Origin of the sequence: Actinoallomurus oryzae, assembly GCF_039541955.1 — a bacterium.
Classification (GTDB): domain Bacteria; phylum Actinomycetota; class Actinomycetes; order Streptosporangiales; family Streptosporangiaceae; genus Actinoallomurus; species Actinoallomurus oryzae.
This window is the reverse complement of record NZ_BAABHF010000009.1, coordinates 108,655-131,501: the sequence shown is the minus strand read 5'-3', so window position 1 is coordinate 131,501 and position 22,847 is coordinate 108,655. Positions and strand designations below refer to the sequence as shown.

Here is a 22,847-nt window from a genome sequence, read left to right as displayed (position 1 = left end):
GGCGCGAAAGTGGCTACTAAGACCGGCGTAGACCTGGCCAAGGTCCGAAACATCGGGATCATGGCCCACATCGACGCGGGTAAGACCACAACCACCGAGCGGATCCTGTACTACACCGGCGTCAACTACAAGATCGGTGAGGTCCATGAGGGCGCAGCCACCATGGACTGGATGGAACAGGAGCAGGAGCGCGGCATCACGATCACGTCCGCCGCGACGACCTGCCACTGGACGGTTGACGACGTCGATCACACCATCAACATCATCGACACGCCCGGGCACGTCGACTTCACCGTCGAGGTGGAGCGTTCACTGCGCGTCCTCGACGGCGCGGTCGCGGTGTTCGACGGTGTGGCCGGTGTCGAGCCGCAGTCCGAGACGGTGTGGCGCCAGGCCGACCGTTACAACGTGCCGCGGATCTGCTTCGTCAACAAGCTCGACCGCGTCGGCGCGGAGTTCCACCGCTGCGTCGACATGATCGTCGACCGGCTCAACGCCACGCCGTTGGTGCTGCAGATCCCGATCGGTGCCGAGGCCGACTTCAAGGGCGTCGTCGACCTGGTCCGCATGAAGGCGCTCGTGTGGAGCGCCGAGGCGGCCAAGGGCGAGATGTACGACGTCATCGAGATCCCCGACACGCACGCCGACGCCGCCCGCGAGTGGCATGACAAGCTGGTCGAGACGCTCGCCGAGGCCGACGACGAGATCATGGAGCTCTACCTCGAGGGCAACGAGCCCACGACGGCGCAGCTCATCCCGGCGATCCGGCGGGCCACGATCGCCGGCGCGCTGACCCCGGTCACGTGCGGCACCGCCTTCAAGAACAAGGGCGTCCAGCCGCTGCTCGACGCGATCGTCAACTACCTCCCCTCGCCGCTCGACGTCGAGGCCATCCAGGGCCACGACTACCGCGACGAAGAGAAGGCCATCGAGCGCAAGCCGAGCGAGGACGAGCCGTTCGCGGCGCTGGCGTTCAAGATCATGAGCGACCCGCACCTGGGCAAGCTGACCTTCATCCGCGTCTACTCGGGCGTGCTGGAGGCCGGCAGCTCGGTCCTGAACAGCGTGAAGGACCGCAAGGAGCGCGTCGGCAAGATCTATCGCATGCACGCGAACAAGCGCGAGGAGATCGACCGCGTGGGCGCGGGCGACATCGTCGCGGTGATGGGTCTCAAGCAGACCACCACCGGCGAGACGCTCTCCGACGACAAGAACCCGGTGATCCTGGAGTCGATGAGCTTCCCGGCGCCGGTCATCAACGTCGCCATCGAGCCCAAGACCAAGGCCGACCAGCAGAAGCTGGGCACCGCGATCCAGCGGCTCGCCGAGGAGGACCCGTCCTTCCAGGTGCGGACCGACGAGGAGACCGGGCAGACCATCATCTCCGGCATGGGCGAGCTGCACCTCGAGGTGCTGGTCGACCGCATGAAGCGGGAGTTCAAGGTCGAGGCCAACGTCGGCCGGCCGCAGGTGGCGTACCGCGAGACCATCCGCCGCAAGGTGGAGAAGGTCGAGTACACCCACAAGAAGCAGACGGGCGGTTCCGGCCAGTTCGGCCGCGTCATCATCGACGTCGAGCCGCTCGGCGGCGGCAGCGATGGCTACGAGTTCGAGAACAAGGTCACCGGTGGCCGCATCCCGCGGGAGTACATCCCGTCGGTGGACGCGGGTTGCCAGGAGGCGGCCGAGTTCGGTGTGCTCGCCGGATACCCGCTGGTCGGTGTCAAGGTCACGCTTCAGGACGGCGCCTACCACGACGTCGACTCCTCCGAGCTGGCCTTCAAGATCGCCGGTTCCATGGCGTTCAAGGAGGCGGCCCGCAAGGCCGACCCCGCGCTGCTGGAGCCGATGATGGCCGTCGAGGTCACCACTCCTGAGGACTACATGGGTGACGTCATCGGCGACCTGAACGGCCGCCGTGGCCAGATTCAGGAGATGGGCGAGCGTAGCGGGGTCAAGGTCATCAAGGCCGTCGTGCCGCTGTCCGAGATGTTCGGATACGTCGGTGACCTGCGCAGCAAGACCCAGGGGCGCGCCGTCTTCACCATGCAGTTCGACTCCTACGCTGAGGTTCCGACGAACGTCGCGCAGGAGATCATCGCCAAGGCGCGCGGCGAATAACGCGTCGAGGCACAAGACCAACCACTGAAGCTACAGACGGTCGCGAAAGACGGCCGAGGATCGCAACAAGGAGACACCGGTGGCCAAGGCCAAGTTCGAGCGGACGAAGCCGCACGTAAACATCGGCACCATTGGGCACATCGACCATGGTAAGACCACGCTTACCGCGGCGATTACCAAGGTGCTCCACGACAAGCACCCCGACCTGAACCCCTTCACGCCGTTCGACGAGATCGACAAGGCGCCGGAGGAGCGGGAGCGGGGCATCACGATCTCGATCGCTCACGTCGAGTACCAGACCGAGAAGCGTCACTACGCCCACGTCGACTGCCCGGGCCACGCCGACTACATCAAGAACATGATCACCGGCGCTGCCCAGATGGACGGTGCGATCCTGGTCGTGGCGGCGACCGACGGTCCGATGCCGCAGACCAAGGAGCACGTGCTCCTGGCCCGTCAGGTCGGCGTCCCGTACATCGTCGTGGCGCTCAACAAGGCCGACATGGTCGACGACGAGGAGATCCTCGAGCTCGTCGAGCTGGAGGTCCGCGAGCTGCTGTCGGAGTACGAGTTCCCGGGCGACGACGTCCCGGTGATCCGTGTCTCCGCGCTCAAGGCCCTCGAGGGCGACGCCGAGTGGGGCGAGAAGATCGTCGAGCTCATGGACGCCTGCGACGAGAACATCCCCGAGCCGCAGCGTGAGACGGACAAGCCGTTCCTGATGCCGATCGAGGACGTCTTCTCGATCACCGGTCGCGGCACGGTCGTCACCGGCCGCATCGAGCGTGGTGTCGTCAACGTCAACGAGACCGTCGACATCATCGGCATCAAGGACACCGCCACCACGACCACGGTCACCGGTGTCGAGATGTTCCGCAAGCTCCTCGACCAGGGCCAGGCGGGCGACAACGTCGGCCTGCTCCTGCGCGGCATCAAGCGTGAAGAGGTCGAGCGCGGTCAGTGTGTCATCAAGCCGGGCACCAACACCCCGCACACCGAGTTCGAGGCGCAGGTCTACATCCTGTCCAAGGACGAGGGTGGCCGCCACACGCCGTTCTTCAACAACTACCGTCCGCAGTTCTACTTCCGGACCACGGACGTGACCGGCGTCGTGCACCTGCCCGAGGGCACCGAAATGGTCATGCCGGGCGACAACACCGAGATGCGTGTCGAGCTCATCCAGCCCATCGCGATGGAGGAAGGCCTCAAGTTCGCGATCCGCGAGGGTGGCCGTACCGTCGGTGCGGGCCGTGTGACCAAGATCATCAAGTAGTACCCGCGGCGCGGCGGTCGGGGCACCTGGAGACAGGCCCGGCCGCCGCACCACGACTCCCGACGGTTTCGATCTGAGGGAGATCTCCGTGGGGGACGCGCGAGCGGCCCTTGCGGTCTGTAACCCAGCGGCACCTAGGAAGCAAAGGACACCGAGGCCACCATGGCGGGACAGAAGATCCGCATCCGGCTCAAGGCCTACGACCACGAGGTCATCGACACTTCGGCGCGCAAGATCGTCGAGACGGTGACGCGCACGGGCGCGAAGGTCGCCGGCCCGGTGCCGCTGCCGACCGAGAAGAACGTGTACTGCGTCATCCGCTCGCCGCACAAGTACAAGGACAGCCGCGAGCACTTCGAGATGCGCACGCACAAGCGCCTGATCGACATCATCGATCCGACGCCCAAGACGGTCGACTCGCTCATGCGGCTCGACCTTCCGGCCGGCGTCGACATCGAGATCAAGCTCTAAGGGCATCCAGAGATGAGCAAGCAGAGAAAGGGCGTTCTGGGCGAGAAGCTCGGTATGACCCAGGTCTTCGACGATGAGGGCCGGATCGTTCCGGTAACCGTCGTCCAGGCTGGGCCGTGCGTCGTCACCCGAGTGCGCACGCCGGAATCCGACGGTTACTCCGCCGTCCAGCTCGGCTACGGCCAGATCGACCCGCGCAAGGTCAACAAGCCGATGACCGGCCACTACGAGAAGGCCGGCGTGACGCCGCGCCGTCACCTCGTGGAGCTGCGCACGGACGACGCCGCCGAGTACGAGCTCGGCCAGGAGATCACCGTCGAGGTCTTCGAGGCCGGACAGCGGATCGACGTCACCGGCCGGAGCAAGGGCAAGGGCACCGCGGGTGTCATGAAGCGCCACGGCTTCAAGGGCCTCGGCGCCTCGCACGGCACCCAGCGCAAGCACCGCTCGCCCGGCTCGATCGGTGGCTGCGCCACGCCGGGCCGTGTGTTCAAGGGCCTGCGCATGGCCGGGCGGCACGGCAACGCCCGTACGACCGTGCAGAACCTCACCGTGCACTCCATCGACGCCGACAAGGGGCTGCTCCTCATCAAGGGCGCGGTCCCCGGACCGAACGGCGGCCTCGTCCTGGTGCGCAGCGCCGCGAAGGGGGCGAACTAAATGGCCACCAAGCTGGACATCGAGCTCGCTCCGGAGATCTTCGACGCGAAGGTCAACGTGCCGCTGATCCACCAGGTCGTCGTGGCGCAGCTCGCCGCGGCCCGGCAGGGCACGCACAAGACCAAGACTCGCGGTGAGGTCTCCGGTGGCGGCAAGAAGCCGTACCGGCAGAAGGGCACCGGCCGCGCCCGTCAGGGCTCGACCCGCGCCCCGCAGTTCGCCGGCGGTGGCACCGTCCACGGCCCGCAGCCGCGCTCGTACGCGCAGAAGACGCCGAAGAAGATGAAGGCCGCCGCGCTGCGCGGCGCGCTGTCGGACCGCGCTCGCTACGGCCGCGTGCACGTGGTGTCGGGTCTGGTCGAGGGCGAGACGCCCAAGACCAAGGCCACGCTCGCCTCGCTGCGTTCGGTGACCGAGGCGGCCAAGGTGCTGGTGGTCCTCGACCGCGAGGACGACCTGACCTGGCTGAGCCTGCGCAACGTGCCCGAGGTGCACGTGCTCATGGCCGACCAGCTCAACACCTACGACGTGCTCTGCAACGACGACATCGTCTTCACCGAGCCCGCGTACCAGGCCTTCGTGGACCACGCCAGTGGGAAGGAGAAGGCCAAGTGAGCAGGATCGCCGACCCGCGCGACATCCTCATCGCGCCCGTGATCTCTGAGAAGAGCTACGGGCTGCTCGACGAGGGCAAGTACACGTTCGAGGTTCGCCCGGACGCCAACAAGACCCAGATCCGGCAGGCCGTCGAGGCCGTCTTCGGGGTCAAGGTGACCGGCGTGAACACCATCAACCGGCAGGGCAAGCGCAAGCGCACCCGGTTCGGTTACGGCAAGCGCAAGGACACCAAGCGGGCCATCGTGAGCCTGGCCGAGGGTGAGCGGATCGAAATCTTCGGAGGCTCGATCTCATGACCCTCTCCTCCGCGGCGCACCGCTCCTGCGAGGGAGCGCACGCGCGCGACCTCCGGACGCCGGGCTCCGCGGAGGGCCGGTCCGGATCGGTTCACCGTCCGAAGACAGACAAGGGATGAACGAAAAAGATGGGCATCCGTAAGTACAAGCCGACGACCCCCGGTCGCCGCGGTTCGAGTGTGGCCGACTTCGTCGAGGTCACCCGGGCCGAGCCGGAGAAGTCGCTGGTGCGTCCGCTCCCCAAGAAGGGTGGCCGTAACGTCCACGGCCGCATCACCACGCGGCACCAGGGCGGCGGGCACAAGCGGGCGTACCGGGTCATCGACTTCCGGCGCGCCGACAAGGACGGTGTGCCGGCGAAGGTCGCGCACATCGAGTACGACCCGAACCGCACCGCGCGCATCGCGCTGCTGCACTACGCCGACGGGGAGAAGCGCTACATCCTCTGCCCGACCGGTGTGAAGCAGGGCGACCGCGTCGAGAACGGTCCGTCCGCCGACATCAAGCCGGGCAACTGCCTGCCGCTGCGCAACGTCCCGACCGGTACGGTCGTGCACGCCATCGAGCTGCGCCCCGGCGGCGGCGCGAAGCTGGCCCGCTCGGCCGGCTCCGGCGCCCAGCTGCTGGCCAAGGAGGGCAAGTACGCCACGCTGCGCATGCCCTCGGGCGAAATGCGGATGGTGGACCTGCGCTGCCGCGCCACGGTCGGTGAGGTGGGCAACTCCGAGCAGTCCAACATCAACTGGGGCAAGGCCGGCCGCATGCGGTGGAAGGGCAAGCGCCCGACCGTCCGCGGCGTCGCGATGAACCCGATCGACCACCCGCACGGTGGTGGTGAGGGCAAGACCTCCGGTGGTCGCCACCCCTCCAGCCCGTGGGGCCAGCCAGAGGGTCGCACCCGGAGGGCGAACAAGCCGTCCGACCGGCTCATCGTCCGTCGTCGCAGCAAGAAGAAGCGGTAGGAGCCGAAGCCATGCCACGTAGCCTTAAGAAGGGTCCCTTCGTCGACGACCACCTGATCAAGAAGGTGGACGTGCAGAACGAGAAGGGCACCAAGAACGTCATCAAGACGTGGTCGCGTCGCTCCATGATCGTGCCCGACATGCTCGGTCACACGATCGCCGTGCACGACGGCCGCAAGCACGTTCCCGTATTCATCACCGAGGCCATGATCGGTCACAAGCTCGGGGAGTTCGCCCCGACGCGGACCTTCAAGGGCCACGTCAAGGAAGACCGCCGCAGCCGGCGGGGCTGACAAGAAGTATCGAGAGCGAGGAAACAGCGATGGAAGCCAGGGCCCAGGCGCGGTACGCCCGCGTCACGCCCAGAAAGGCCCGCCGCGTGGTGGACCTCATCCGCGGCATGCAGGCCGCGGAGGCTCAGGCGGTGCTGAAGTTCGCCCCTCAGGCTGCGAGCGAGCCGGTGTACAAGGTGCTCTCGAGCGCCATCGCCAACGCCGAGCACAACCAGAAGCTCGACGCCGACACGCTCTTCGTGAGCCGGGCGTGGGTGGACGAGGGACCGACGTTGAAGCGCTACCGCCCGCGTTCGATGGGCCGTGCGTACCGCATCAACAAGCGGACCAGCCACATCACGGTCGTGGTCGAGGCGCGTCCCGAGGGTGACAAGGGCGGCAAGCGTTCGGGCAACGGCCGCAAGCAGACGAGGAGGACCCGCTAGTGGGGCAGAAGGTCAACCCGCACGGGTTCCGACTGGGCATCACCACCGACTTCAAGAGCCGGTGGTACGCCGACAAGCTGTACAAGGACTACGTCAAGGAAGACGTGTCGATCCGCCGGATGCTGACCCGCGGCATGGACCGGGCCGGCATCTCCAAGGTGGAGATCGAGCGCACCCGTGACCGCGTCCGCGTCGACATCCACACCGCGCGTCCGGGCATCGTGATCGGCCGCCGGGGTGCCGAGGCCGACCGCATCCGCGGCGACCTGGAGAAGCTGACCGGCAAGCAGGTCCAGCTCAACATCCTCGAGGTCAAGAACCCCGAGATCGACGCGCAGCTCGTCGCGCAGGGCGTCGCCGAGCAGCTGTCCAGCCGAGTCGCGTTCCGTCGTGCCATGCGTAAGGCGATCCAGAGCGCCATGAAGAGCGGCGCCAAGGGGATCAAGGTGCAGTGCGGCGGCCGCCTGGGCGGTGCCGAGATGTCCCGCTCGGAGTTCTACCGCGAGGGCCAGGTGCCCCTGCACACGCTCCGCGCCGACATCGACTACGGCTTCTATGAGGCCCGTACGACCTTCGGCCGCATCGGCGTGAAGGTCTGGATCTACAAGGGCGAGGCGCCGACGAGCCGCGCCGAGCGCGAGGCGCAGGCCGCGAAGGAGCGCGCCGCCGGTGGCGGCGGCCGTCGCGAGCGGCCGCAGCGTCGTGGCGGCGGCCGTGGTGGCCGCGGCGGAGACCGTGGCGGCGACCGCGGCGGCCGGCAGCAGCAGGCCGCGACGAGCGCGCCCGCCGAGCAGCAGGCGACTGAGACGGCGGCGCCGTCCAGCGCGGGTGAGGGGAGCTGAATTACCAATGCTGATCCCTCGCAGGGTCAAGCACCGCAAGCAGCACCACCCGAAGCGACGGGGCATGGCCAAGGGCGGCACGAAGGTCGTCTTCGGTGAGTTCGGCATCCAGGCCGTCGAGGGCGCGTACGTGACCAACCGGCAGATCGAGGCCGCACGTATCGCCATGACCCGGCACATCAAGCGTGGCGGAAAGGTGTGGATCAACATCTACCCCGACCGTCCGCTGACCAAGAAGCCCGCCGAGACCCGCATGGGTTCCGGTAAGGGCTCGCCGGAGTGGTGGGTCGCGAACGTCAAGCCGGGCCGGGTCATGTTCGAGCTCGCCGGTGTCCCGGAGCCGCTGGCTCGCGAGGCCCTCCGCCGCGCGATGCACAAGCTCCCGATGAAGTGCAAGTTCGTCAAGCGCGAGGTCGGTGAGGCCTGATGTCTATGCACAAGCTCCCGATGCTGTGCTCATTGACCTGCAAGTTCGTCAAGCGCGAAGTGGGTGAGGCGTGATGGCTCAGGGCCTTACCGCCGAAGATCTGCGGTCCCAGCCGGAGGCCGAGCTGGTCACCAAGCTGAAGGAGGCCAAGGAGGAGCTGTTCAACCTCCGCTTCCAGGCGGCGACGGGCCAGCTTGAGACCCACGGTCGGCTGCGCGAAGTGAAGCGGGAGATCGCCCGCATTTACACCGTGATGCGGGAGCGGGAGCTCGGCATCGTCGTGTTCGCCGAGGAGCCCGTGGAGGAGTCCACCGATGAGTGACGAGAAGACGCAGCAGACGCGGAGCTACCGCAAGATCCGCGAGGGTCTGGTGGTCAGCGACAAGATGGACAAGACCGTTGTGGTCGCCGTCGAGGACCGCGTCAAGCACGCCCTGTACGGCAAGATCATCCGCCGTACGACGAAGTACAAGGCGCACGACGAGTCCAACGCGTGTGGCGTCGGCGACCGGGTCCGGCTGATGGAGACCCGCCCGCTGTCGGCCACGAAGCGTTGGCGTGTCGTGGAGATCCTTGAGAAGGCCAAGTAAGGGGTTCCGCCCCCGAGGTGGTCCCCGGTGAATGGCAGTCGCCGCCGAGCGACTGAAGGATCGAATCCGCCAGGCTCGAAAGAGAACCGGCGAGAATAACAGGAGTTGACGTGATCCAGCAGGAGTCGCGACTCAAGGTCGCCGACAACACGGGTGCCAAGGAGATCCTTTGCATCCGGGTTCTCGGTGGCTCGGGTCGGCGCTATGCGGGCATCGGCGACATCATCGTCGCGACCGTGAAGGACGCCCTTCCCGGTGCCGGCGTGAAGAAGGGTGATGTCGTTAAGGCCGTCGTCGTGCGCACCCGCAAGGAGCGCCGCCGTCCCGACGGCTCCTACATCCGCTTCGACGAGAACGCGGCTGTGCTCATCAGGGACGGCGGAGACCCGCGCGGTACGCGTATCTTCGGGCCGGTCGGCCGGGAGCTGCGCGACAAGAGGTTCATGCGCATCATCTCGCTCGCGCCGGAGGTGCTCTGATGAAGATCAAGAAGGGTGATGACGTCATCGTCATCGCCGGCAAGGACAAGGGCGCGACCGGCAAGGTCATCGCCGCCGACCCGAATCGCGAGCGCGTGATCGTCGAGGGCGTCAACCTGGTTAAGCGTCACACCAAGGAGACCAACCAGGGACCGCGCGGCGCCAAGGACGGCGGGGTCGTCACCAAGGAGGCCTCGATCCACGTCAGCAACGTGGCGCTGGTCGAGGACGGCAAGCCCACCCGCGTCGGTTACCGATTCGACGAAGACGGCACGAAGGTTCGCATCTCGCGCCGTACCGGTAAGGACATCTGATGACCGCCGACACGACCACCCAGGAGACCGTGCAGCCGCGGCTCAAGCAGCGCTACCGCGACGAGATCGCCAAGGCGATGCGCGACGAGTTCGGCTACGCGAACGTCATGCAGATCCCCGGGTTGACCAAGATCAAGGTCAACATGGGCGTCGGTGACGCCGCCCGCGACTCGAAGGTCATCGAGGGCGCGGTGCGCGACCTGACGACCATCACCGGGCAGAAGCCGGCCGTGGCCCGTGCGAAGAAGTCGATCGCGCAGTTCAAGCTGCGCGAGGGCATGCCGATCGGCGCTCACGTCACGCTCCGCGGTGACCGCATGTGGGAGTTCCTCGACCGGCTGCTGTCGCTGGCCCTGCCGCGCATCCGTGACTTCCGTGGCCTGTCGCCGAAGCACTTCGACGGCAACGGCAACTACACCTTCGGGCTCACCGAGCAGGTGATGTTCCACGAGATCGACCCGGACAAGGTCGACCGGCAGCGCGGTATGGACATCACGATCGTGACCACCGCCAAGACCGACGAGGAGGGTCGGGCGCTTCTTCGGCACCTGGGCTTCCCCTTCAAGGAGAACTGACAGATGGCGAAGAAGGCTCTGATCGCCAAGGCGAACCGGAAGCCCAAGCACTCGGTGCGCGCCTACACTCGGTGCTCGCGCTGTGGGCGTCCGCGCGCGGTCTTCCGCAAGTTCGGCCTGTGCCGGATCTGCTTCCGGGAGATGGCGCACCGCGGCGAGCTGCCCGGCATCACCAAGTCCAGCTGGTAAGCCGGACTGCATTCAAGACAACAGGCGATAATGACCAACCGGGTGCCTGAGCAAGGCACCCACGACCACGTCGAAGGTCCGCGCGGACGATGCGCGGAAACCGCGGCGAGGAGGGCCCAGTAGGCCATGACGATGACCGACCCGATCGCAGACATGCTGACACGTCTGCGGAACGCGAATTCGGCGTACCACGACACCGTGGCCATGCCGTACTCGAAGATCAAGGCGCACATCGCCGAGATCCTCCAGCAGGAGGGCTACATCTCGGGGTGGAGCGTCGAGGACGCCGAGGTCGGCAAGAAGCTGGTGGTCGACCTCAAGTTCGGCCCGAGCCGTGAGCGTTCGATCGCCGGGCTCAAGCGGGTTTCCAAGCCGGGCCTGCGGGTCTACGCGAAGAAGGACAACCTGCCCAAGGTCCTCGGTGGTCTCGGCGTCGCGATCATCTCGACGTCCTCGGGCCTGATGACCGACCGGCAGGCCGGCAAGAGCGGTGTGGGCGGGGAAGTCCTCGCCTACGTCTGGTAAGAGGGGAGGGAAAACAGCATGTCGCGCATTGGACGTCTGCCCATCCCCGTCCCCAGCGGCGTCGACATCAAGGTCGACGGCCAGGACGTCACGGTCAAGGGCCCCAAGGGCGAGCTCAAGCACAAGGTTGCCCGGCCGATCGAGGTCGTCCAGGAGGACGGTCAGATCAAGGTCGGTCGCCCCAGCGACGAGGGACCGGTCCGTGCCCTGCACGGCCTGACCCGGACGCTGATCCACAACATGGTCATCGGCGTGACCGAGGGCTACAGCAAGACGCTGGAGATCGTCGGCGTCGGTTACCGCGTTCAGGCCAAGGGCAGCAACCTCGAGTTCTCCCTCGGCTTCAGCCACCCGATCACGGTGGAGCCGCCGGCCGGCATCACCTTCCGTGTCGAGCGGCCGACCCAGTTCGTGGTCGAGGGCATCGACAAGCAGAAGGTCGGCGAGGTCGCCGCGAACATCCGCAAGCTGCGCAAGCCGGACCCGTACAAGGGCAAGGGCGTGCGCTACCAAGGCGAGCAGATCCGCCGCAAGGTCGGAAAGGCTGGTAAGTAGTCGTGCCTGTGAGCAAGACCCAGGTCCGCAAGCGGACCTCGGCGCGCGCGGCGTCCCGAGCCCGTCGGCACCTGCGCGTCCGGAAGAAGATCCAGGGCAGCGCCGAGCGGCCGCGGCTGGTCGTGACCAAGTCGGCGAAGCACATGTCCGCGCAGATCATCGACGACATCGCCGGCCACACGCTGGTGTCGGCGTCGACGCTCGACTCCACGCTCCGTACGAGCGAGGGCGACAAGACGGCCAAGGCGCGCAAGGTCGGCGAACTGCTGGCGGAGCGGGCCAAGGAGGCCGGCATCGGCGCCGTCGTCTTCGACCGCGCCGGGCACCGGTACCACGGTCGCATCGCGGCTCTGGCCGACGGTGCCCGCGAGGGTGGGCTGGAGCTCTGATGGCCCGCTCACTGCAACCGACGGACGAGAAGAGGAACCACTAATGGCAGCACCACGTCGTGGCGGCGGCGAGCGGCGCGACCGGCGTGATGATCGCCGGGGTGGCGCCGACAAGGGCCAGTCGTACATCGAGCGTGTCGTAGCGATCAACCGTGTCGCCAAGGTCGTCAAGGGCGGCCGGCGTTTCAGCTTCACCGCGCTGGTCGTGGTGGGCGACGGCAACGGCACCGTGGGTGTCGGCTACGGCAAGGCCAAGGAGGTGCCCGCGGCGATCGCCAAGGGTGTCGAGGAGGCCAAGAAGCACTTCTTCAAGGTGCCGCGGATCCAGGGCACCATTCCGCACACCAGCCAGGGTGAGGAGGCGGCGGGCGTCGTCCTGCTGAAGCCGGCCAGCCCCGGTACCGGTGTCATCGCGGGTGGCCCGGTCCGCGCCGTGCTGGAGTGCGCGGGCATCCACGACGTCCTGTCCAAGTCGCTGGGCTCGTCCAACGCCATCAACATCGTCCACGCGACGGTGGCGGCGCTGAAGCAGCTCAGCCGGCCGGAGGAGATCGCGGCCAAGCGCGGCCTGCCGATCGAGGACGTCGCTCCCGCCGCCATGCTGAAGGCCCGTGCCGCCGGCACCGAGGCCCGGCAGGAGGTCGCGGCGTCATGAGTAACCTGAAGATCACGCAGGTCAAGTCGCGGATCGGTGGCAAGCAGTACCAGCGCGACACCCTGCGCACCCTCGGGCTCAAGCGGATCGGCCAGAGCGTCGTCCGCGAGGACCGCCCCGAGGTGCTCGGGATGATCCAGACCGTGCGCCATCTGGTCACGGTCGAGGAGGTTGACTGATCATGGGAGCCGAGACTCCGCTGCGGCCGCACCACCTGCGGCCCGCTCCGGGTGCTCACAAGGCCAAGACCCGTAAGGGTCGTGGCGAGGCGTCCAAGGGCAAGACCGCCGGGCGCGGCACCAAGGGCACCAAGGCCCGCAGCACGGTGCCGGCCGGGTTCGAGGGCGGCCAGATGCCCCTGATCCGGCGGGTGCCGAAGCTCAAGGGCTTCAAGAACCCGTTCCGTGTCGAATACCAGGTCGTCAACCTGGGCCGGCTCGCCGAGCTCTACCCTGAGGGTGGAGAGGTGACGCCCGACGACCTCGCCGCCAAGGGCGCGGTGCGCTCGGGCCGTCCGGTAAAGATTCTTGGTACTGGTGACATCTCTGTAACGGTGCAGGTCAAGGCTCACGCTTTTTCCGGCTCCGCCAAGGAAAAGATCACAGGTGCCGGGGGCACCGCCGAAACACTGTGAGACCAAGCCCTTGTGGGAATCGCCCCCGCCGAGGCCCGGCGGGGGCGTCAGCCCATGCAAGGGCTGTTAGAGTGCGAGCGGCGGCTATCGCCGCCTACCATCGACCGGGGCCCATCCGCGGCCCTGATTGTGCCTCATGGCCGGAATTCGCGCAGGAGGAATGGTGCTGACCGCGTTCACTCGGGCGTTCCGAACACCCGACCTGCGCAAGAAGCTTGTCTTCACGCTCTTCATCATCGCCGTGTTCCGGCTGGGGTCCACGCTGCCGGCACCGGGCGTGAACACGGGCGCCGTCCATCGTTGTGTCGATGTGGCGACCAAGGGTGCCAACGGCAATATTTACGGCTTGGTCAACCTCTTCAGCGGCGGCGCGCTGCTCAAGCTGTCGATCTTCGCGCTGGGCATCATGCCCTACATCACCGCGAGCATCATCTTGCAGCTGCTGACCGTGGTGATCCCGCGTCTGGAGTCGCTCCGCAAGGAGGGACAGTCCGGCACCACGAAGATCACGCAGTACACGCGTTACCTGACGATCGGGCTGGCGGTCCTCCAGGGCACCGGCATCGTCGCGATGGCGAGCACCGGCAACCTGCTGCAGGGCTGCACCGAGGACCTGCTCTGGAACAAGAACTGGTTCACCATCGTCACGCTGGTCATCGTGATCACGGCGGGCACGTCGGTGATCATGTGGCTGGGTGAGCTGGTGACCGACAAGGGCATCGGCAACGGCATGTCGATCCTGATCTTCACCCAGGTCGTCGCGGTCTTCCCGAGCGAGTTCTGGAACATCTACAAGACCAAGCACGGCTTCGTCTTCGCGATCGTCATCCTCGTCGGTATCGCGATCGTCGCCGGCGTGGTCTTCGTCGAGCAGGCGCAGCGCCGCATCCCGGTGCAGTACGCCAAGCGGATGGTCGGCCGCCGGATGTACGGCGGCACGTCGACCTACATCCCGCTCAAGGTCAACCAGGCCGGTGTCATCCCGGTCATCTTCGCCTCGTCGCTGCTGTACCTCCCACAGCTCGTGGTGCAGATGTGGCACAGCACCAACCCGGTGAGCACCTTCATCTCGAAGTACCTCGTCAAGGGCGATCACCCGATCTACATGGGGCTGTACTTCGTCCTGATCATCTTCTTCACGTACTTCTACGTCGCGATCACCTTCAACCCGACCGAGGTGGCCGACAACATGAAGAAGTACGGCGGGTTCATCCCCGGCATCCGCCCGGGCCGGCCGACCGCCGAGTACCTCGACTACGTGCTCACACGCGTCACGGCGCCGGGCGCCCTCTACCTCGGGCTCATCTCTTTGATCCCGATGATCGCGTTCGGTCTCATCGGCGCCAGCCAGAACTTCCCGTTCGGCGGCACGAGTATCCTGATCATGGTCGGTGTCGGGCTGGACACGGTCAAGCAGATCGAGAGCCAACTCCAGCAACGTAACTACGAGGGCTTCCTGCGGTAGTGCGCATCGTGCTCGTGGGTCCCCCCGGAGCGGGCAAGGGGACGCAGGCCCAATTCATCGCATCGCACCTGTCAATCCCGAAAATCTCGACAGGTGACATCTTCCGCGCGAACGTGAGCGGAAACACCCCCCTCGGCCGTAAGGCCAAGGAGTACATGGACCGGGGTGATCTCGTCCCGGACGAGGTCACCATCGCCATGGTGCGTGACCGGTTGGGCGAGGAGGACGCCCAGGAGGGCTTCCTGCTCGACGGCTTCCCGCGCAACGTTCCGCAGGCGGAGACGCTCAAGAAGATCCTCTCCGAGACCGACCGCAGGCTCGACCTCGTGCTCGAGCTCGTGGTCGACGACGACGAGGTCGTACGCCGGCTGTCGGGCCGCCGCACGTGCCGTAAGTGCGGGCGGATCTGGCACCTCGCCTTCGACCCGCCCACCAAGGACGGCGTCTGCGACGTCTGCGGCGGTGAGCTCTTCCAGCGCGACGACGACCGCGAGGAGACCATCCGGCACCGCCTGGAGGTCTACCAGGAACAGACGGCGCCTCTCGCGTCGTTCTACGCCGATGAGGGCATTCTGGTGGGTATCGACGCCACCGGGCCCGTCGAGGAGGTCACGGAGCGGGCCCTCGCCGCGCTCCGCCGCTTCGCCGCCTGATCTCGCGGTCGTGGCACGGCGCCTGAGCGCCTGCCGCGTCCGCCTGGGCGGTGGGCGCAGGCCCGCAGGAGTGGAGCCGTCCTCGTAGGCCAACCCCCGGACCACGTGCGGAGCGAAGAGTGTGGAAGAAGCGTAAGCCGGCCATCCAGATCAAGTCGCGCGACGAACTCGCCGTGATGCGGGAGGCCGGCCTCGTCGTCGGCCGCACCTTGCGCCGCCTCACCGAGGAGGTGCGCCCGGGGATCACCACGGCCGACCTCGACGCCATCGCCGAGGAGTCCATCCGCTCCGCGGGCGCGACGCCGTCGTTCAAGGGCTATCAGGGTTTCCCCGCCACGATCTGCACCTCGGTGAACGAGGAGATCGTCCACGGCATCCCCAGCGCCGACAAGGTCCTGCGCGACGGCGACATCATCTCCATCGACTGCGGTGCCATCGTCGACGGCTGGCACGGCGACTCGGCTGTGACGGTGCCGGTCGGGGAGATCACGCCGGACCTCCAGCGGCTCCTGGAGGTCTGCGAGGAGTCGATGTGGCGCGGCATCGCCGCCGGCCTGGTCGACGCCCGCCTGAGCGACATCGGCCACGCGGTCGAGACATATGTGCGCGATCAGGGCGACTATGGCATCGTCGAAGAGTACGTCGGCCATGGGATCGGTACGCAGATGCACATGGACCCTCCGGTGCCCAACTACGGCGAGGCCGGGCACGGGCCGCGCCTGTCTTCCGGCATGTGCTTCGCGGTCGAGCCGATGGTCAACCTCGGGACGGCGGCGACCGTCCTGATGGACGACGACTGGACGGTGGTGACCGGCGACGGCGCCCGCTCGGCGCACTTCGAGCACACCTTCGCGGTCACCGAGGACGGTCCCTGGGTGCTCACCGCGCTCGACGGCGGTGCGTCCCACGGTTTCCTCGGCCGGGACGAGAGGATCAAGGATGGCGCTCAACCCTGAGATGCGGGCCTCCGACGCCGACCGCGACCGGGTCGCGGCGGCGCTACGGGAACACTGCGCTCAGGGGCGCATCGACGTCGAGGAGCTGAACGAGCGCCTCGAGGGCGTCTACTCCTCCAGGACTCTGGGAGACCTGGAGAAGGTCACCGCGGACCTGCCCGAAGAGGACCTGTACGAGCTGCCCGTGCCGTCCTGGCGGCGGTCGACCCCGGCCCGGCGCATGGGCGGCGGTCTGTCCCGCGGGAGCCTGCGGGCGGGCTGGGCCACGTACGCCGCGGTGAACCTCGTGTGCTTCGTGGTCTGGCTGCTCACGGCGGTGTCGTCGGGTGCCTGGTACCCCTGGTGGCTCTGGGTGGCCGGGCCCTGGGGCGCGGTGATGCTGGCCGGGCAGGCTTTCGGCACGCGCGGCGACCGTCGCTGACCTTGTCCCGGGGGGCTCGGGCGCTCTCTCAGACGGGTTCGGGCGTCTCCTCCACCGGCCGGAAGTGGGTGACGGCGCTCATGCCGTCGATGAGGTGCAGCGCCAGGCCGGGCGGCGCGTCGGACAGCGCGGGCCTGCCGCCGGGGTCGATGTGCAGCTGCCGGTACGTGCTCGGGCAGGTCGTGGCGACCGTACCGGCGAAGGCGCGTACCGAGCCCGCGTGCACGTGCCCGGCGATGACGCGGACGACCTGCGGATGGCGCGCGATCACGTCGGCGAGGCGCTCGGGCCGCGCGTGCCCCATGGCGTCGATCCAGCCGACCCCGATCTCGTACGGCGGGTGGTGCATCGCCACGACCGACGGGGTCCCGGGCTCCTCGGCGAGGGCGGCGTCCAGCCACTCCGGATCCGACAGCGCGCCGCCGTCCTGGCCCGAAACGGTCGAATCACAGCACAGCAGCCGGACGCCGGCCATGGTCACCGCGTAGTTCGCCGCCGGGATCGCGGGGAAGGCGGCCAGCAGCGCGGCGACGTCGTCGTGGTTGCCGGGCAGCGGATGCGCGGGGATCGGCAGGCGGGCGAGCTCGTCGCGGAGGAGCGCGTACTCCTCGGGGCGGCCGTGGTCCGTCAGGTCGCCGGTGAGGACCACCGCGTCGGGCGGCGTGGCGAGGGCGAGCAGCGTGGCCAGGGCGGTGCGCAGCGAGCGTACGCGGGCGGGGTCGTCGACGGTCAGGTGGAGATCGCTGAGTTGCGCGAGGATCGTCATGGCTCCCCAGCCGACCACGAGCGCGTGGGGAATCACCATGGCCACTCGTGCGTTGAGATTTCGCGAGGAGTGGCATGGCCACGATGCCGGCTCGGCGGACCACCACCGGGCCGGTCTGGTGAGGAATCGCGCCGATTTCACATTCTCGCGGCTGGTGACGTACACTTCTTTGTCGGTCCTGTGTCGGCTCATGTCCGCATGCTCTGCATGCTTCGGGGCGCCGCGAGGGCCGTTCTCCTGACGAACCGATCAGTGAAGCGCGGAGGACATGCCCAAAAAAGAAGGGGCCATCGAGATCGAAGGCACCGTCGTCGAGTCTCTCCCGAACGCCATGTTCCGGGTGGAGCTGGACAACGGGCACAAGGTTCTCGCTCACATCAGCGGGAAGATGCGGATGCACTACATCCGGATCCTTCCCGATGACCGTGTGGTCGTTGAACTGAGTCCGTACGACCTCACCCGCGGCCGGATCGTCTACCGCTACAAGTAAAACCACCCACTGGGGTTGCCTTCCCCGCGTCTGGCAGCGCGGGGGTGACCCTGCCATGAGGAGACCCAGTGAAGGTCAAGCCGAGCGTCAAGAAGATCTGCAGCAAGTGCCGCGTCATCCGCCGGCACGGCCGGGTCATGGTCATCTGTGACGACCCGCGCCACAAGCAGCGCCAGGGCTGACCGGGAGCGACCCCGACGAGCGAGCGGAGTGAGTGCCCGAGGTACGAGGGCACTCGCGAAGCGAGCGAGGAGGGCGAGCGACCCAGAAGACACAGCTCGACAACATCATCGCTCCGCGGCTCCCCTTTCAGGGAGCGACCCCCGGTCGGAGGCCGGGGCCTCACCCGGGCAGGTGAGGGTGCGGAGCGCAGACCTCCGTGAAACAGAAGGGAACTGCCCGAGATGGCACGCCTCCTCGGCGTCGACCTCCCGCGCGAAAAGCGTCTCGAGGTCGCTCTTACCTACATCTTCGGCATCGGCCGCACCCGCGCGCTCGAGACCCTCAAGGAGACCGGCATCAGCGGTGACCGCCGGGTCCACGAGCTCGGCGACGACGAGCTGGTGCAGCTCCGCGACTGGATCGACGCGAACTACAAGATCGAGGGTGACCTCCGCCGCGAGATTCAGGCGGACATCCGTCGCAAGATCGAGATCGGGTGCTACCAGGGCATCCGTCACCGCCGCGGGCTGCCGGTCCACGGCCAGCGCACGCAGACCAACGCCCGTACGCGCAAGGGCAAGAAGAAGACCGTGGCCGGCAAGAAGAAGGCCGGCAAGAAGTAGTCCGCCGCCCGGCCACGTGCCGGACCGTCGGATCGACGACCTCCAGGAGACTTGAGAGCAGATGCCGCCTAAGAGCCGCACCGGCGCCAAGAAGGTGCGCCGCAAGGAAAAGAAGAACGTCGCTCACGGGCACGCCCACATCAAGAGCACGTTCAACAACACCATCGTCACGATCACGGACCCGATGGGCGCCGTGATCTCCTGGGCCAGCGCCGGCCACGTGGGCTTCAAGGGCTCGCGTAAGTCGACGCCGTTCGCCGCTCAGATGGCCGCTGAGGCCGCCGCGCGCCGCGCCATGGAGCACGGCATGCGCAAGGTCGACGTCTTCGTGAAGGGCCCGGGCTCGGGCCGCGAGACCGCGATCCGGTCGCTGCAGGCGACCGGCCTCGAGGTCGGTTCCATCCAGGACGTCACCCCGGTCCCGCACAACGGCTGCCGGCCGCCCAAGCGCCGCCGCGTCTGAGTTAGGAAGAGAGAGATGGCTCGATACACCGGCGCGGACTGCAAGCTGTGCCGCCGCGAGAAGATGAAGCTGTTCCTCAAGGGCAGCAAGTGCGACGGGCCGAAGTGCCCGATCGAGATCCGGCCCTACCCGCCGGGTGAGCACGGCCGTGGCCGTCCCAAGGAGAGCGAGCACATGCTCCAGCTCCGGGAGAAGCAGAAGGCCCGTCGCATCTACGGGGTCCTCGAGGCCCAGTTCGTCAACTACTACAAAGAGGCGAACCGCCGCCAGGGCAAGACGGGTGAGAACCTCCTGTCCCTGCTCGAGCGCCGCCTCGACAACGTGATCTACCGTGCCGGCTACGCCAAGAGCCGTGACATGGCCCGCCAGCTGGTGCGCCACGGTCACTTCCTGGTCAACGGCAAGAAGGTCGACATCCCGTCGTACCGCGTCAGCGAGCGGGACATCATCGAGGTGAAGCAGAAGAGCCTCGAGCAGACCCCGTTCGTGGTCGCGCGCGCCGAGGCCGGCGAGCGTCCGGTCCCGGCATGGATCGAGGTCGCGCCCGAGAAGATGCGCATCCTCGTGCACTCGCTCCCGGTCCGCCAGCACATCGACGCGCCGGTCCAGGAGCAGCTCATCGTCGAGTGGTACGCCAAGCGCTGACGTACGGCTCGGGCGGGCGTGCGCCGCTGTGGCGTACGCCCGCCGAACGCAAGGTCGCGGCAGTCAAATAGCGGGCGCCGCGGAAAGGATGTTCTGAAATGCTCATCGCACAGCGACCGACCCTCACCGAGGAGCAGGTCGACGAGTTCCGGTCGCGGTTCACCATCGAGCCGCTGGAGCCGGGCTTCGGCTACACCATCGGCAACTCGCTCCGCCGTACGCTCCTGTCCTCGATCCCGGGTGCCGCGGTCACCAGCATCCGCATCGAGGGCGTGCTGCACGAGTTCTCCACGATCCCGGGGGTCAAGGAGGATGTCACCGACATCATCCTGAACCTCAAGGAGCTCGTCGTCTCCTCCGAGCACGACGAGCCGGTCGTGATGTACCTCCGCAAGCAGGGCCCCGGTGACGTCACCGCCGCCGACATCGCGCCGCCGGCCGGTGTCGAGGTGCACAACCCCGAGCTGCACATCGCCACGCTGAACAACAAGGCGAAGCTGGAGATGGAGCTCACCGTCGAGCGTGGCCGAGGCTACGTCTCCGCGGCGCAGAACAAGCAGCCGGGCCAGGAGATCGGCCGGGTGCCGATCGACTCGATCTACTCGCCGGTCCTGAAGGTCACCTACAAGGTCGAGGCGACGCGTGTCGAGCAGCGCACCGACTTCGACCGGCTGATCGTCGACGTCGAGACCAAGCCCGCGATGCTGCCGCGTGACGCGGTGGCGAGCGCCGGCAAGACGCTCGTCGAGCTGTTCGGGCTGGCGCGCGAGCTCAACGTCGAGGCCGAGGGCATCGACATGGGCCCGTCCCCGACGGACGCCGCGCTCGCCGCGGACCTGGCGCTGCCGATCGAGGAGCTCAACCTCACGGTCCGGTCCTACAACTGCCTCAAGCGCGAGGGCATCCACACCGTGGGTGAGCTCGTGGCGCGCAGCGAGCAGGACCTGCTCGATATAAGGAATTTCGGCGCCAAGTCGATCGAAGAGGTCAAGCAGAAGCTCAACGACATGGGCCTCACGCTGAAGGACTCCCCGCCCGGGTTCGACCCGACCGCGGCGGCCGACTCCTACGGCGACGAGGACCAGAGCTACGCCGAGACCGAGCAGTACTGAGCGTGAGGCGACGAGCGAGCGGAGTGGCCGGTGAGGTACGAGCCGGCCGCGAAGTGAGTGAGGAGCCGAGCGCGACCGAGCAGGACTGACATAGAGATGTGGGCGGTCCGTTCCGGGCCGCCCACACCGCGATACACAGCGGGAAGAACTCCCGCTGGACCGACGCCGGTACCTCGTACGGCCGGCGCGGGTTGAACAAGGAGAGAAGCACTCATGCCCCAGCCCACCAAGGGCCCTCGTCTCGGCGGCAGCCCCGCGCACCAGCGGCTGATCCTGGCGAACCTCGCCACCGCCCTGTTCGAGCACGGCCGTATCACGACGACCGAGGCCAAGGCCCGGCGGCTGCGGCCGCTGGCGGAGAAGCTCATCACCAAGGCCAAGCGCGGTGACCTCGCCGCGCGGCGCCAGGTCCTCACCGTCGTGCGGGACAAGAGCGTCGTCCACACGCTGTTCACCGAGATCGGCCCGCGCTTCGAGAACCGCCCCGGCGGTTACACGCGGATCACCAAGCTCGGCCCGCGTAAGGGCGACAGCGCTCCGATGGCCCTGATCGAGCTGGTCGACGAGCCGATGGCGGCCGTGACCACCGGGCGTCCGGCGCAGGCCGCCGCGCCCGCCGAGACCGAGGAGCCGGCCGCCGAGGCCGAGACCGCGGCCGAGGAGCCGGCCGAGGAGCCGGCCGCCGCCGAGGCCGAGGAAGCGCAGGACAGCGCTTCGGCCGAGGAAGCAGACGAGGCCGAGGACAAGAAGTAACTCACGCTTGGTCACGAGCCCGCCGTGCCCTACGGGACGGCGGGCTCGATCTTTGGGAGAGTTGTGGAATGGCCAGGACACGGAGAGCATGGACACGGGGTCGCCGCCGAACGGCGGGGCCCGGAGGGCAACCGACATGGACGAACGGCCGCCTGAGCCATCTCCCGATGCCATGACCGCTCTCGTACGACTCCGGCTCGACATCGGTTACGACGGGTCGGACTTCGCGGGCTGGGCCCGCCAGCCCAACCAGCGGACGGTTCAGGGTGTCATCGAAGAGGCTCTGGGACGCGTGCTCCGCCTGGACCCGCCGCCGGTGCTGACCGTGGCGGGCCGTACGGACGCCGGGGTGCACGCCCGCGGTCAGGTGGCGCACGTCGTCGTCCCGGTCGCGGCCTACTATCCGGTCACCGGGACCCTGCCGCGCCGCCTCGCGGGCGTGCTGCCCGCCGACATCCGGATCTGGCGCATCGGCCAGGCGCCGGAGGGCTTCGACGCGCGGTTCTCGGCGCTGTCGCGGCGCTACGCCTACCGGGTGTGCGACAACCCGATCGGCGTCGACCCGATGCGCCGGCACGAGGTGCTGTGGCACCCGCGGCCGCTCGACCTCGACCGGATGAACGCCGCGGCGGCGCTGCTGCTCGGCGAGAACGACTTCGCGGCGTACTGCCGTCGCCGTGAGGGCGCCACGACCATCCGGCGGCTGTTGCGCTGCGACTGGGCCCGCGAGGCCGGGAACATCGCCGTCGCGACCATCGAGGCGGACGCCTTCTGCCACTCGATGGTGCGGGCGCTGGTCGGCGCGCTGATCTCGGTCGGCGACAGCCGCCGTCCCATCGAGTGGCCGGCCGAGGTGCTCGCCGGCGGACGGCGCGACTCCGCCGTGCAGGTGCTCCCGCCGTACGGTCTGTCGCTGGAAGAGGTGACCTACCCGGACGCCGCGCACCTGGCCGACCGTGCCCAGGAGACGCGTCGCATCCGGGTCCTCGGCGGGAGCGCCCCCGAGGAACGCCACGCCAGCTGACCTGTCTCAGGACTCGCCGCC

At 67.8% G+C, this 22,847-nt stretch carries 36 protein-coding genes; 35 read left to right on the top strand and 1 reads right to left on the bottom strand.

Features of this window, described 5'->3' with window-relative positions; translation table 11 throughout:
* The first annotated feature begins 9 nt into the window (after positions 1 to 9).
* The 27 genes from fusA to ABEA10_RS02200 all read left to right on the top strand — a co-directional run bounded on the left by fusA (position 10) and on the right by ABEA10_RS02200 (position 16,788).
* Positions 10 to 2,121, top strand: coding sequence for an elongation factor G (gene fusA, locus ABEA10_RS02330; RefSeq protein ID WP_329250635.1), 2,112 nt, complete (start codon positions 10 to 12; stop codon positions 2,119 to 2,121).
* Positions 2,122 to 2,200: 79 nt separating this feature from the next.
* On the top strand, positions 2,201 to 3,394 hold the full coding sequence (gene tuf / locus ABEA10_RS02325; protein ID WP_329250638.1) for an elongation factor Tu: 1,194 nt from the start codon (positions 2,201 to 2,203) through the stop codon (positions 3,392 to 3,394).
* Between the two features lie 162 nt (positions 3,395 to 3,556).
* A complete protein-coding gene (rpsJ, locus tag ABEA10_RS02320) occupies positions 3,557 to 3,865 on the top strand; it encodes a 30S ribosomal protein S10 (RefSeq protein ID WP_141956729.1) in 309 nt (102 codons plus the stop codon).
* Between the two features lie 12 nt (positions 3,866 to 3,877).
* Positions 3,878 to 4,525 carry a 50S ribosomal protein L3 gene (gene rplC, locus ABEA10_RS02315; protein WP_345456673.1) on the top strand — a complete coding sequence of 216 codons (648 nt, stop codon included), beginning with the start codon at positions 3,878 to 3,880 and terminating at the stop codon, positions 4,523 to 4,525.
* Complete coding sequence (rplD, locus tag ABEA10_RS02310; RefSeq protein ID WP_345456670.1) at positions 4,526 to 5,140, top strand: 50S ribosomal protein L4; 615 nt, start codon at positions 4,526 to 4,528, stop codon at positions 5,138 to 5,140. It abuts the gene before it with no gap.
* Complete coding sequence (gene rplW / locus ABEA10_RS02305) at positions 5,137 to 5,439, top strand: 50S ribosomal protein L23 (protein WP_329250644.1); 303 nt, start codon at positions 5,137 to 5,139, stop codon at positions 5,437 to 5,439. Before rplD ends, rplW begins: the two co-directional genes overlap by 4 nt.
* A gap of 128 nt (positions 5,440 to 5,567) precedes the next feature.
* Positions 5,568 to 6,401 carry a 50S ribosomal protein L2 gene (gene rplB / locus ABEA10_RS02300; RefSeq protein WP_329250646.1) on the top strand — a complete coding sequence of 278 codons (834 nt, stop codon included), beginning with the start codon at positions 5,568 to 5,570 and terminating at the stop codon, positions 6,399 to 6,401.
* 11 nt (positions 6,402 to 6,412) lie between these two features.
* Positions 6,413 to 6,694, top strand: coding sequence for a 30S ribosomal protein S19 (rpsS, locus tag ABEA10_RS02295; RefSeq protein WP_329250648.1), 282 nt, complete (start codon positions 6,413 to 6,415; stop codon positions 6,692 to 6,694).
* A gap of 29 nt (positions 6,695 to 6,723) precedes the next feature.
* Positions 6,724 to 7,119 carry a 50S ribosomal protein L22 gene (rplV, locus tag ABEA10_RS02290; RefSeq protein ID WP_345456664.1) on the top strand — a complete coding sequence of 132 codons (396 nt, stop codon included), beginning with the start codon at positions 6,724 to 6,726 and terminating at the stop codon, positions 7,117 to 7,119.
* Positions 7,119 to 7,961 (top strand): 30S ribosomal protein S3, encoded by an 843-nt coding sequence (rpsC, locus tag ABEA10_RS02285; protein ID WP_329250654.1) that lies wholly within the window; start codon positions 7,119 to 7,121, stop codon positions 7,959 to 7,961. The genes rplV and rpsC overlap by 1 nt, the downstream gene beginning before the upstream one ends.
* Before the next feature lie 7 nt (positions 7,962 to 7,968).
* Positions 7,969 to 8,388 (top strand): 50S ribosomal protein L16, encoded by a 420-nt coding sequence (rplP, locus tag ABEA10_RS02280; RefSeq protein WP_329250657.1) that lies wholly within the window; start codon positions 7,969 to 7,971, stop codon positions 8,386 to 8,388.
* A 73-nt stretch (positions 8,389 to 8,461) separates the two neighbouring features.
* On the top strand, positions 8,462 to 8,710 hold the full coding sequence (rpmC, locus tag ABEA10_RS02275; RefSeq protein WP_285582688.1) for a 50S ribosomal protein L29: 249 nt from the start codon (positions 8,462 to 8,464) through the stop codon (positions 8,708 to 8,710).
* Positions 8,703 to 8,978: a 30S ribosomal protein S17 gene (gene rpsQ, locus ABEA10_RS02270; RefSeq protein ID WP_285582686.1), complete on the top strand. Its 276-nt coding sequence runs from the start codon at positions 8,703 to 8,705 to the stop codon at positions 8,976 to 8,978. Before rpmC ends, rpsQ begins: the two co-directional genes overlap by 8 nt.
* 110 nt (positions 8,979 to 9,088) lie before the next feature.
* Positions 9,089 to 9,457 (top strand): 50S ribosomal protein L14, encoded by a 369-nt coding sequence (rplN, locus tag ABEA10_RS02265; RefSeq protein WP_141956740.1) that lies wholly within the window; start codon positions 9,089 to 9,091, stop codon positions 9,455 to 9,457.
* Positions 9,457 to 9,771 carry a 50S ribosomal protein L24 gene (gene rplX, locus ABEA10_RS02260; RefSeq protein WP_329250660.1) on the top strand — a complete coding sequence of 105 codons (315 nt, stop codon included), beginning with the start codon at positions 9,457 to 9,459 and terminating at the stop codon, positions 9,769 to 9,771. The genes rplN and rplX overlap by 1 nt, the downstream gene beginning before the upstream one ends.
* Positions 9,771 to 10,346 carry a 50S ribosomal protein L5 gene (gene rplE, locus ABEA10_RS02255; protein ID WP_285625176.1) on the top strand — a complete coding sequence of 192 codons (576 nt, stop codon included), beginning with the start codon at positions 9,771 to 9,773 and terminating at the stop codon, positions 10,344 to 10,346. The genes rplX and rplE overlap by 1 nt, the downstream gene beginning before the upstream one ends.
* Before the next feature lie 3 nt (positions 10,347 to 10,349).
* Positions 10,350 to 10,535, top strand: a complete 186-nt coding sequence (locus ABEA10_RS02250) for a type Z 30S ribosomal protein S14 (protein WP_285582680.1) — start codon at positions 10,350 to 10,352, stop codon at positions 10,533 to 10,535.
* Positions 10,536 to 10,661: 126 nt separating this feature from the next.
* Positions 10,662 to 11,060, top strand: a complete 399-nt coding sequence (rpsH, locus tag ABEA10_RS02245; RefSeq protein ID WP_285582679.1) for a 30S ribosomal protein S8 — start codon at positions 10,662 to 10,664, stop codon at positions 11,058 to 11,060.
* Between the two features lie 18 nt (positions 11,061 to 11,078).
* Entirely contained in the window at positions 11,079 to 11,615 is a 537-nt protein-coding gene (rplF, locus tag ABEA10_RS02240) for a 50S ribosomal protein L6 (RefSeq protein WP_329250663.1), read from the top strand.
* A gap of 8 nt (positions 11,616 to 11,623) precedes the next feature.
* Positions 11,624 to 12,004, top strand: coding sequence for a 50S ribosomal protein L18 (rplR, locus tag ABEA10_RS02235; protein WP_378205481.1), 381 nt, complete (start codon positions 11,624 to 11,626; stop codon positions 12,002 to 12,004).
* A gap of 43 nt (positions 12,005 to 12,047) precedes the next feature.
* Positions 12,048 to 12,659 carry a 30S ribosomal protein S5 gene (gene rpsE, locus ABEA10_RS02230; protein ID WP_329250666.1) on the top strand — a complete coding sequence of 204 codons (612 nt, stop codon included), beginning with the start codon at positions 12,048 to 12,050 and terminating at the stop codon, positions 12,657 to 12,659.
* Positions 12,656 to 12,838: a 50S ribosomal protein L30 gene (gene rpmD / locus ABEA10_RS02225; protein ID WP_329250669.1), complete on the top strand. Its 183-nt coding sequence runs from the start codon at positions 12,656 to 12,658 to the stop codon at positions 12,836 to 12,838. Before rpsE ends, rpmD begins: the two co-directional genes overlap by 4 nt.
* Positions 12,839 to 12,840: 2 nt before the next feature.
* Positions 12,841 to 13,293 carry a 50S ribosomal protein L15 gene (rplO, locus tag ABEA10_RS02220; protein ID WP_329250672.1) on the top strand — a complete coding sequence of 151 codons (453 nt, stop codon included), beginning with the start codon at positions 12,841 to 12,843 and terminating at the stop codon, positions 13,291 to 13,293.
* Between the two features lie 163 nt (positions 13,294 to 13,456).
* On the top strand, positions 13,457 to 14,758 hold the full coding sequence (gene secY, locus ABEA10_RS02215) for a preprotein translocase subunit SecY (protein WP_345456643.1): 1,302 nt from the start codon (positions 13,457 to 13,459) through the stop codon (positions 14,756 to 14,758).
* Positions 14,758 to 15,411 (top strand): adenylate kinase, encoded by a 654-nt coding sequence (locus tag ABEA10_RS02210; RefSeq protein WP_285582670.1) that lies wholly within the window; start codon positions 14,758 to 14,760, stop codon positions 15,409 to 15,411. The genes secY and ABEA10_RS02210 overlap by 1 nt, the downstream gene beginning before the upstream one ends.
* 119 nt (positions 15,412 to 15,530) lie before the next feature.
* Positions 15,531 to 16,367: a type I methionyl aminopeptidase gene (map, locus tag ABEA10_RS02205; RefSeq protein ID WP_345456639.1), complete on the top strand. Its 837-nt coding sequence runs from the start codon at positions 15,531 to 15,533 to the stop codon at positions 16,365 to 16,367.
* Positions 16,351 to 16,788, top strand: coding sequence for a DUF1707 SHOCT-like domain-containing protein (locus ABEA10_RS02200; protein ID WP_345456636.1), 438 nt, complete (start codon positions 16,351 to 16,353; stop codon positions 16,786 to 16,788). The genes map and ABEA10_RS02200 overlap by 17 nt, the downstream gene beginning before the upstream one ends.
* A gap of 28 nt (positions 16,789 to 16,816) precedes the next feature.
* On the opposite strand, the gene ABEA10_RS02195 is transcribed toward ABEA10_RS02200, so the two are convergent.
* Positions 16,817 to 17,593, bottom strand: a complete 777-nt coding sequence (locus ABEA10_RS02195) for a metallophosphoesterase (RefSeq protein ID WP_345456634.1) — start codon at positions 17,591 to 17,593, stop codon at positions 16,817 to 16,819.
* Positions 17,594 to 17,822: 229 nt separating this feature from the next.
* Between ABEA10_RS02195 and infA the strand changes: the two genes are divergently transcribed.
* The 8 genes from infA (at position 17,823) to truA (ending at position 22,826) form a co-directional block, all read left to right on the top strand.
* The gene (infA, locus tag ABEA10_RS02190) at positions 17,823 to 18,044 is read left to right on the top strand and encodes a translation initiation factor IF-1 (protein ID WP_067912209.1); all 222 of its coding nucleotides are present in this window, start codon (positions 17,823 to 17,825) and stop codon (positions 18,042 to 18,044) included.
* Positions 18,045 to 18,112: 68 nt separating this feature from the next.
* The gene (gene rpmJ, locus ABEA10_RS02185) at positions 18,113 to 18,226 is read left to right on the top strand and encodes a 50S ribosomal protein L36 (RefSeq protein WP_141956754.1); all 114 of its coding nucleotides are present in this window, start codon (positions 18,113 to 18,115) and stop codon (positions 18,224 to 18,226) included.
* A gap of 222 nt (positions 18,227 to 18,448) precedes the next feature.
* Positions 18,449 to 18,829 (top strand): 30S ribosomal protein S13, encoded by a 381-nt coding sequence (gene rpsM / locus ABEA10_RS02180; RefSeq protein ID WP_329250685.1) that lies wholly within the window; start codon positions 18,449 to 18,451, stop codon positions 18,827 to 18,829.
* A 61-nt stretch (positions 18,830 to 18,890) separates the two neighbouring features.
* Positions 18,891 to 19,292: a 30S ribosomal protein S11 gene (gene rpsK / locus ABEA10_RS02175; RefSeq protein WP_285582658.1), complete on the top strand. Its 402-nt coding sequence runs from the start codon at positions 18,891 to 18,893 to the stop codon at positions 19,290 to 19,292.
* Between the two features lie 15 nt (positions 19,293 to 19,307).
* Entirely contained in the window at positions 19,308 to 19,937 is a 630-nt protein-coding gene (gene rpsD, locus ABEA10_RS02170; RefSeq protein WP_329250687.1) for a 30S ribosomal protein S4, read from the top strand.
* Positions 19,938 to 20,035: 98 nt separating this feature from the next.
* On the top strand, positions 20,036 to 21,049 hold the full coding sequence (locus ABEA10_RS02165; RefSeq protein ID WP_329250690.1) for a DNA-directed RNA polymerase subunit alpha: 1,014 nt from the start codon (positions 20,036 to 20,038) through the stop codon (positions 21,047 to 21,049).
* 213 nt (positions 21,050 to 21,262) lie between these two features.
* Positions 21,263 to 21,802: a 50S ribosomal protein L17 gene (rplQ, locus tag ABEA10_RS02160; protein ID WP_345456626.1), complete on the top strand. Its 540-nt coding sequence runs from the start codon at positions 21,263 to 21,265 to the stop codon at positions 21,800 to 21,802.
* Between the two features lie 172 nt (positions 21,803 to 21,974).
* A complete protein-coding gene (truA, locus tag ABEA10_RS02155; protein ID WP_329250696.1) occupies positions 21,975 to 22,826 on the top strand; it encodes a tRNA pseudouridine(38-40) synthase TruA in 852 nt (283 codons plus the stop codon).
* Positions 22,827 to 22,847 lie beyond the last annotated feature (21 nt).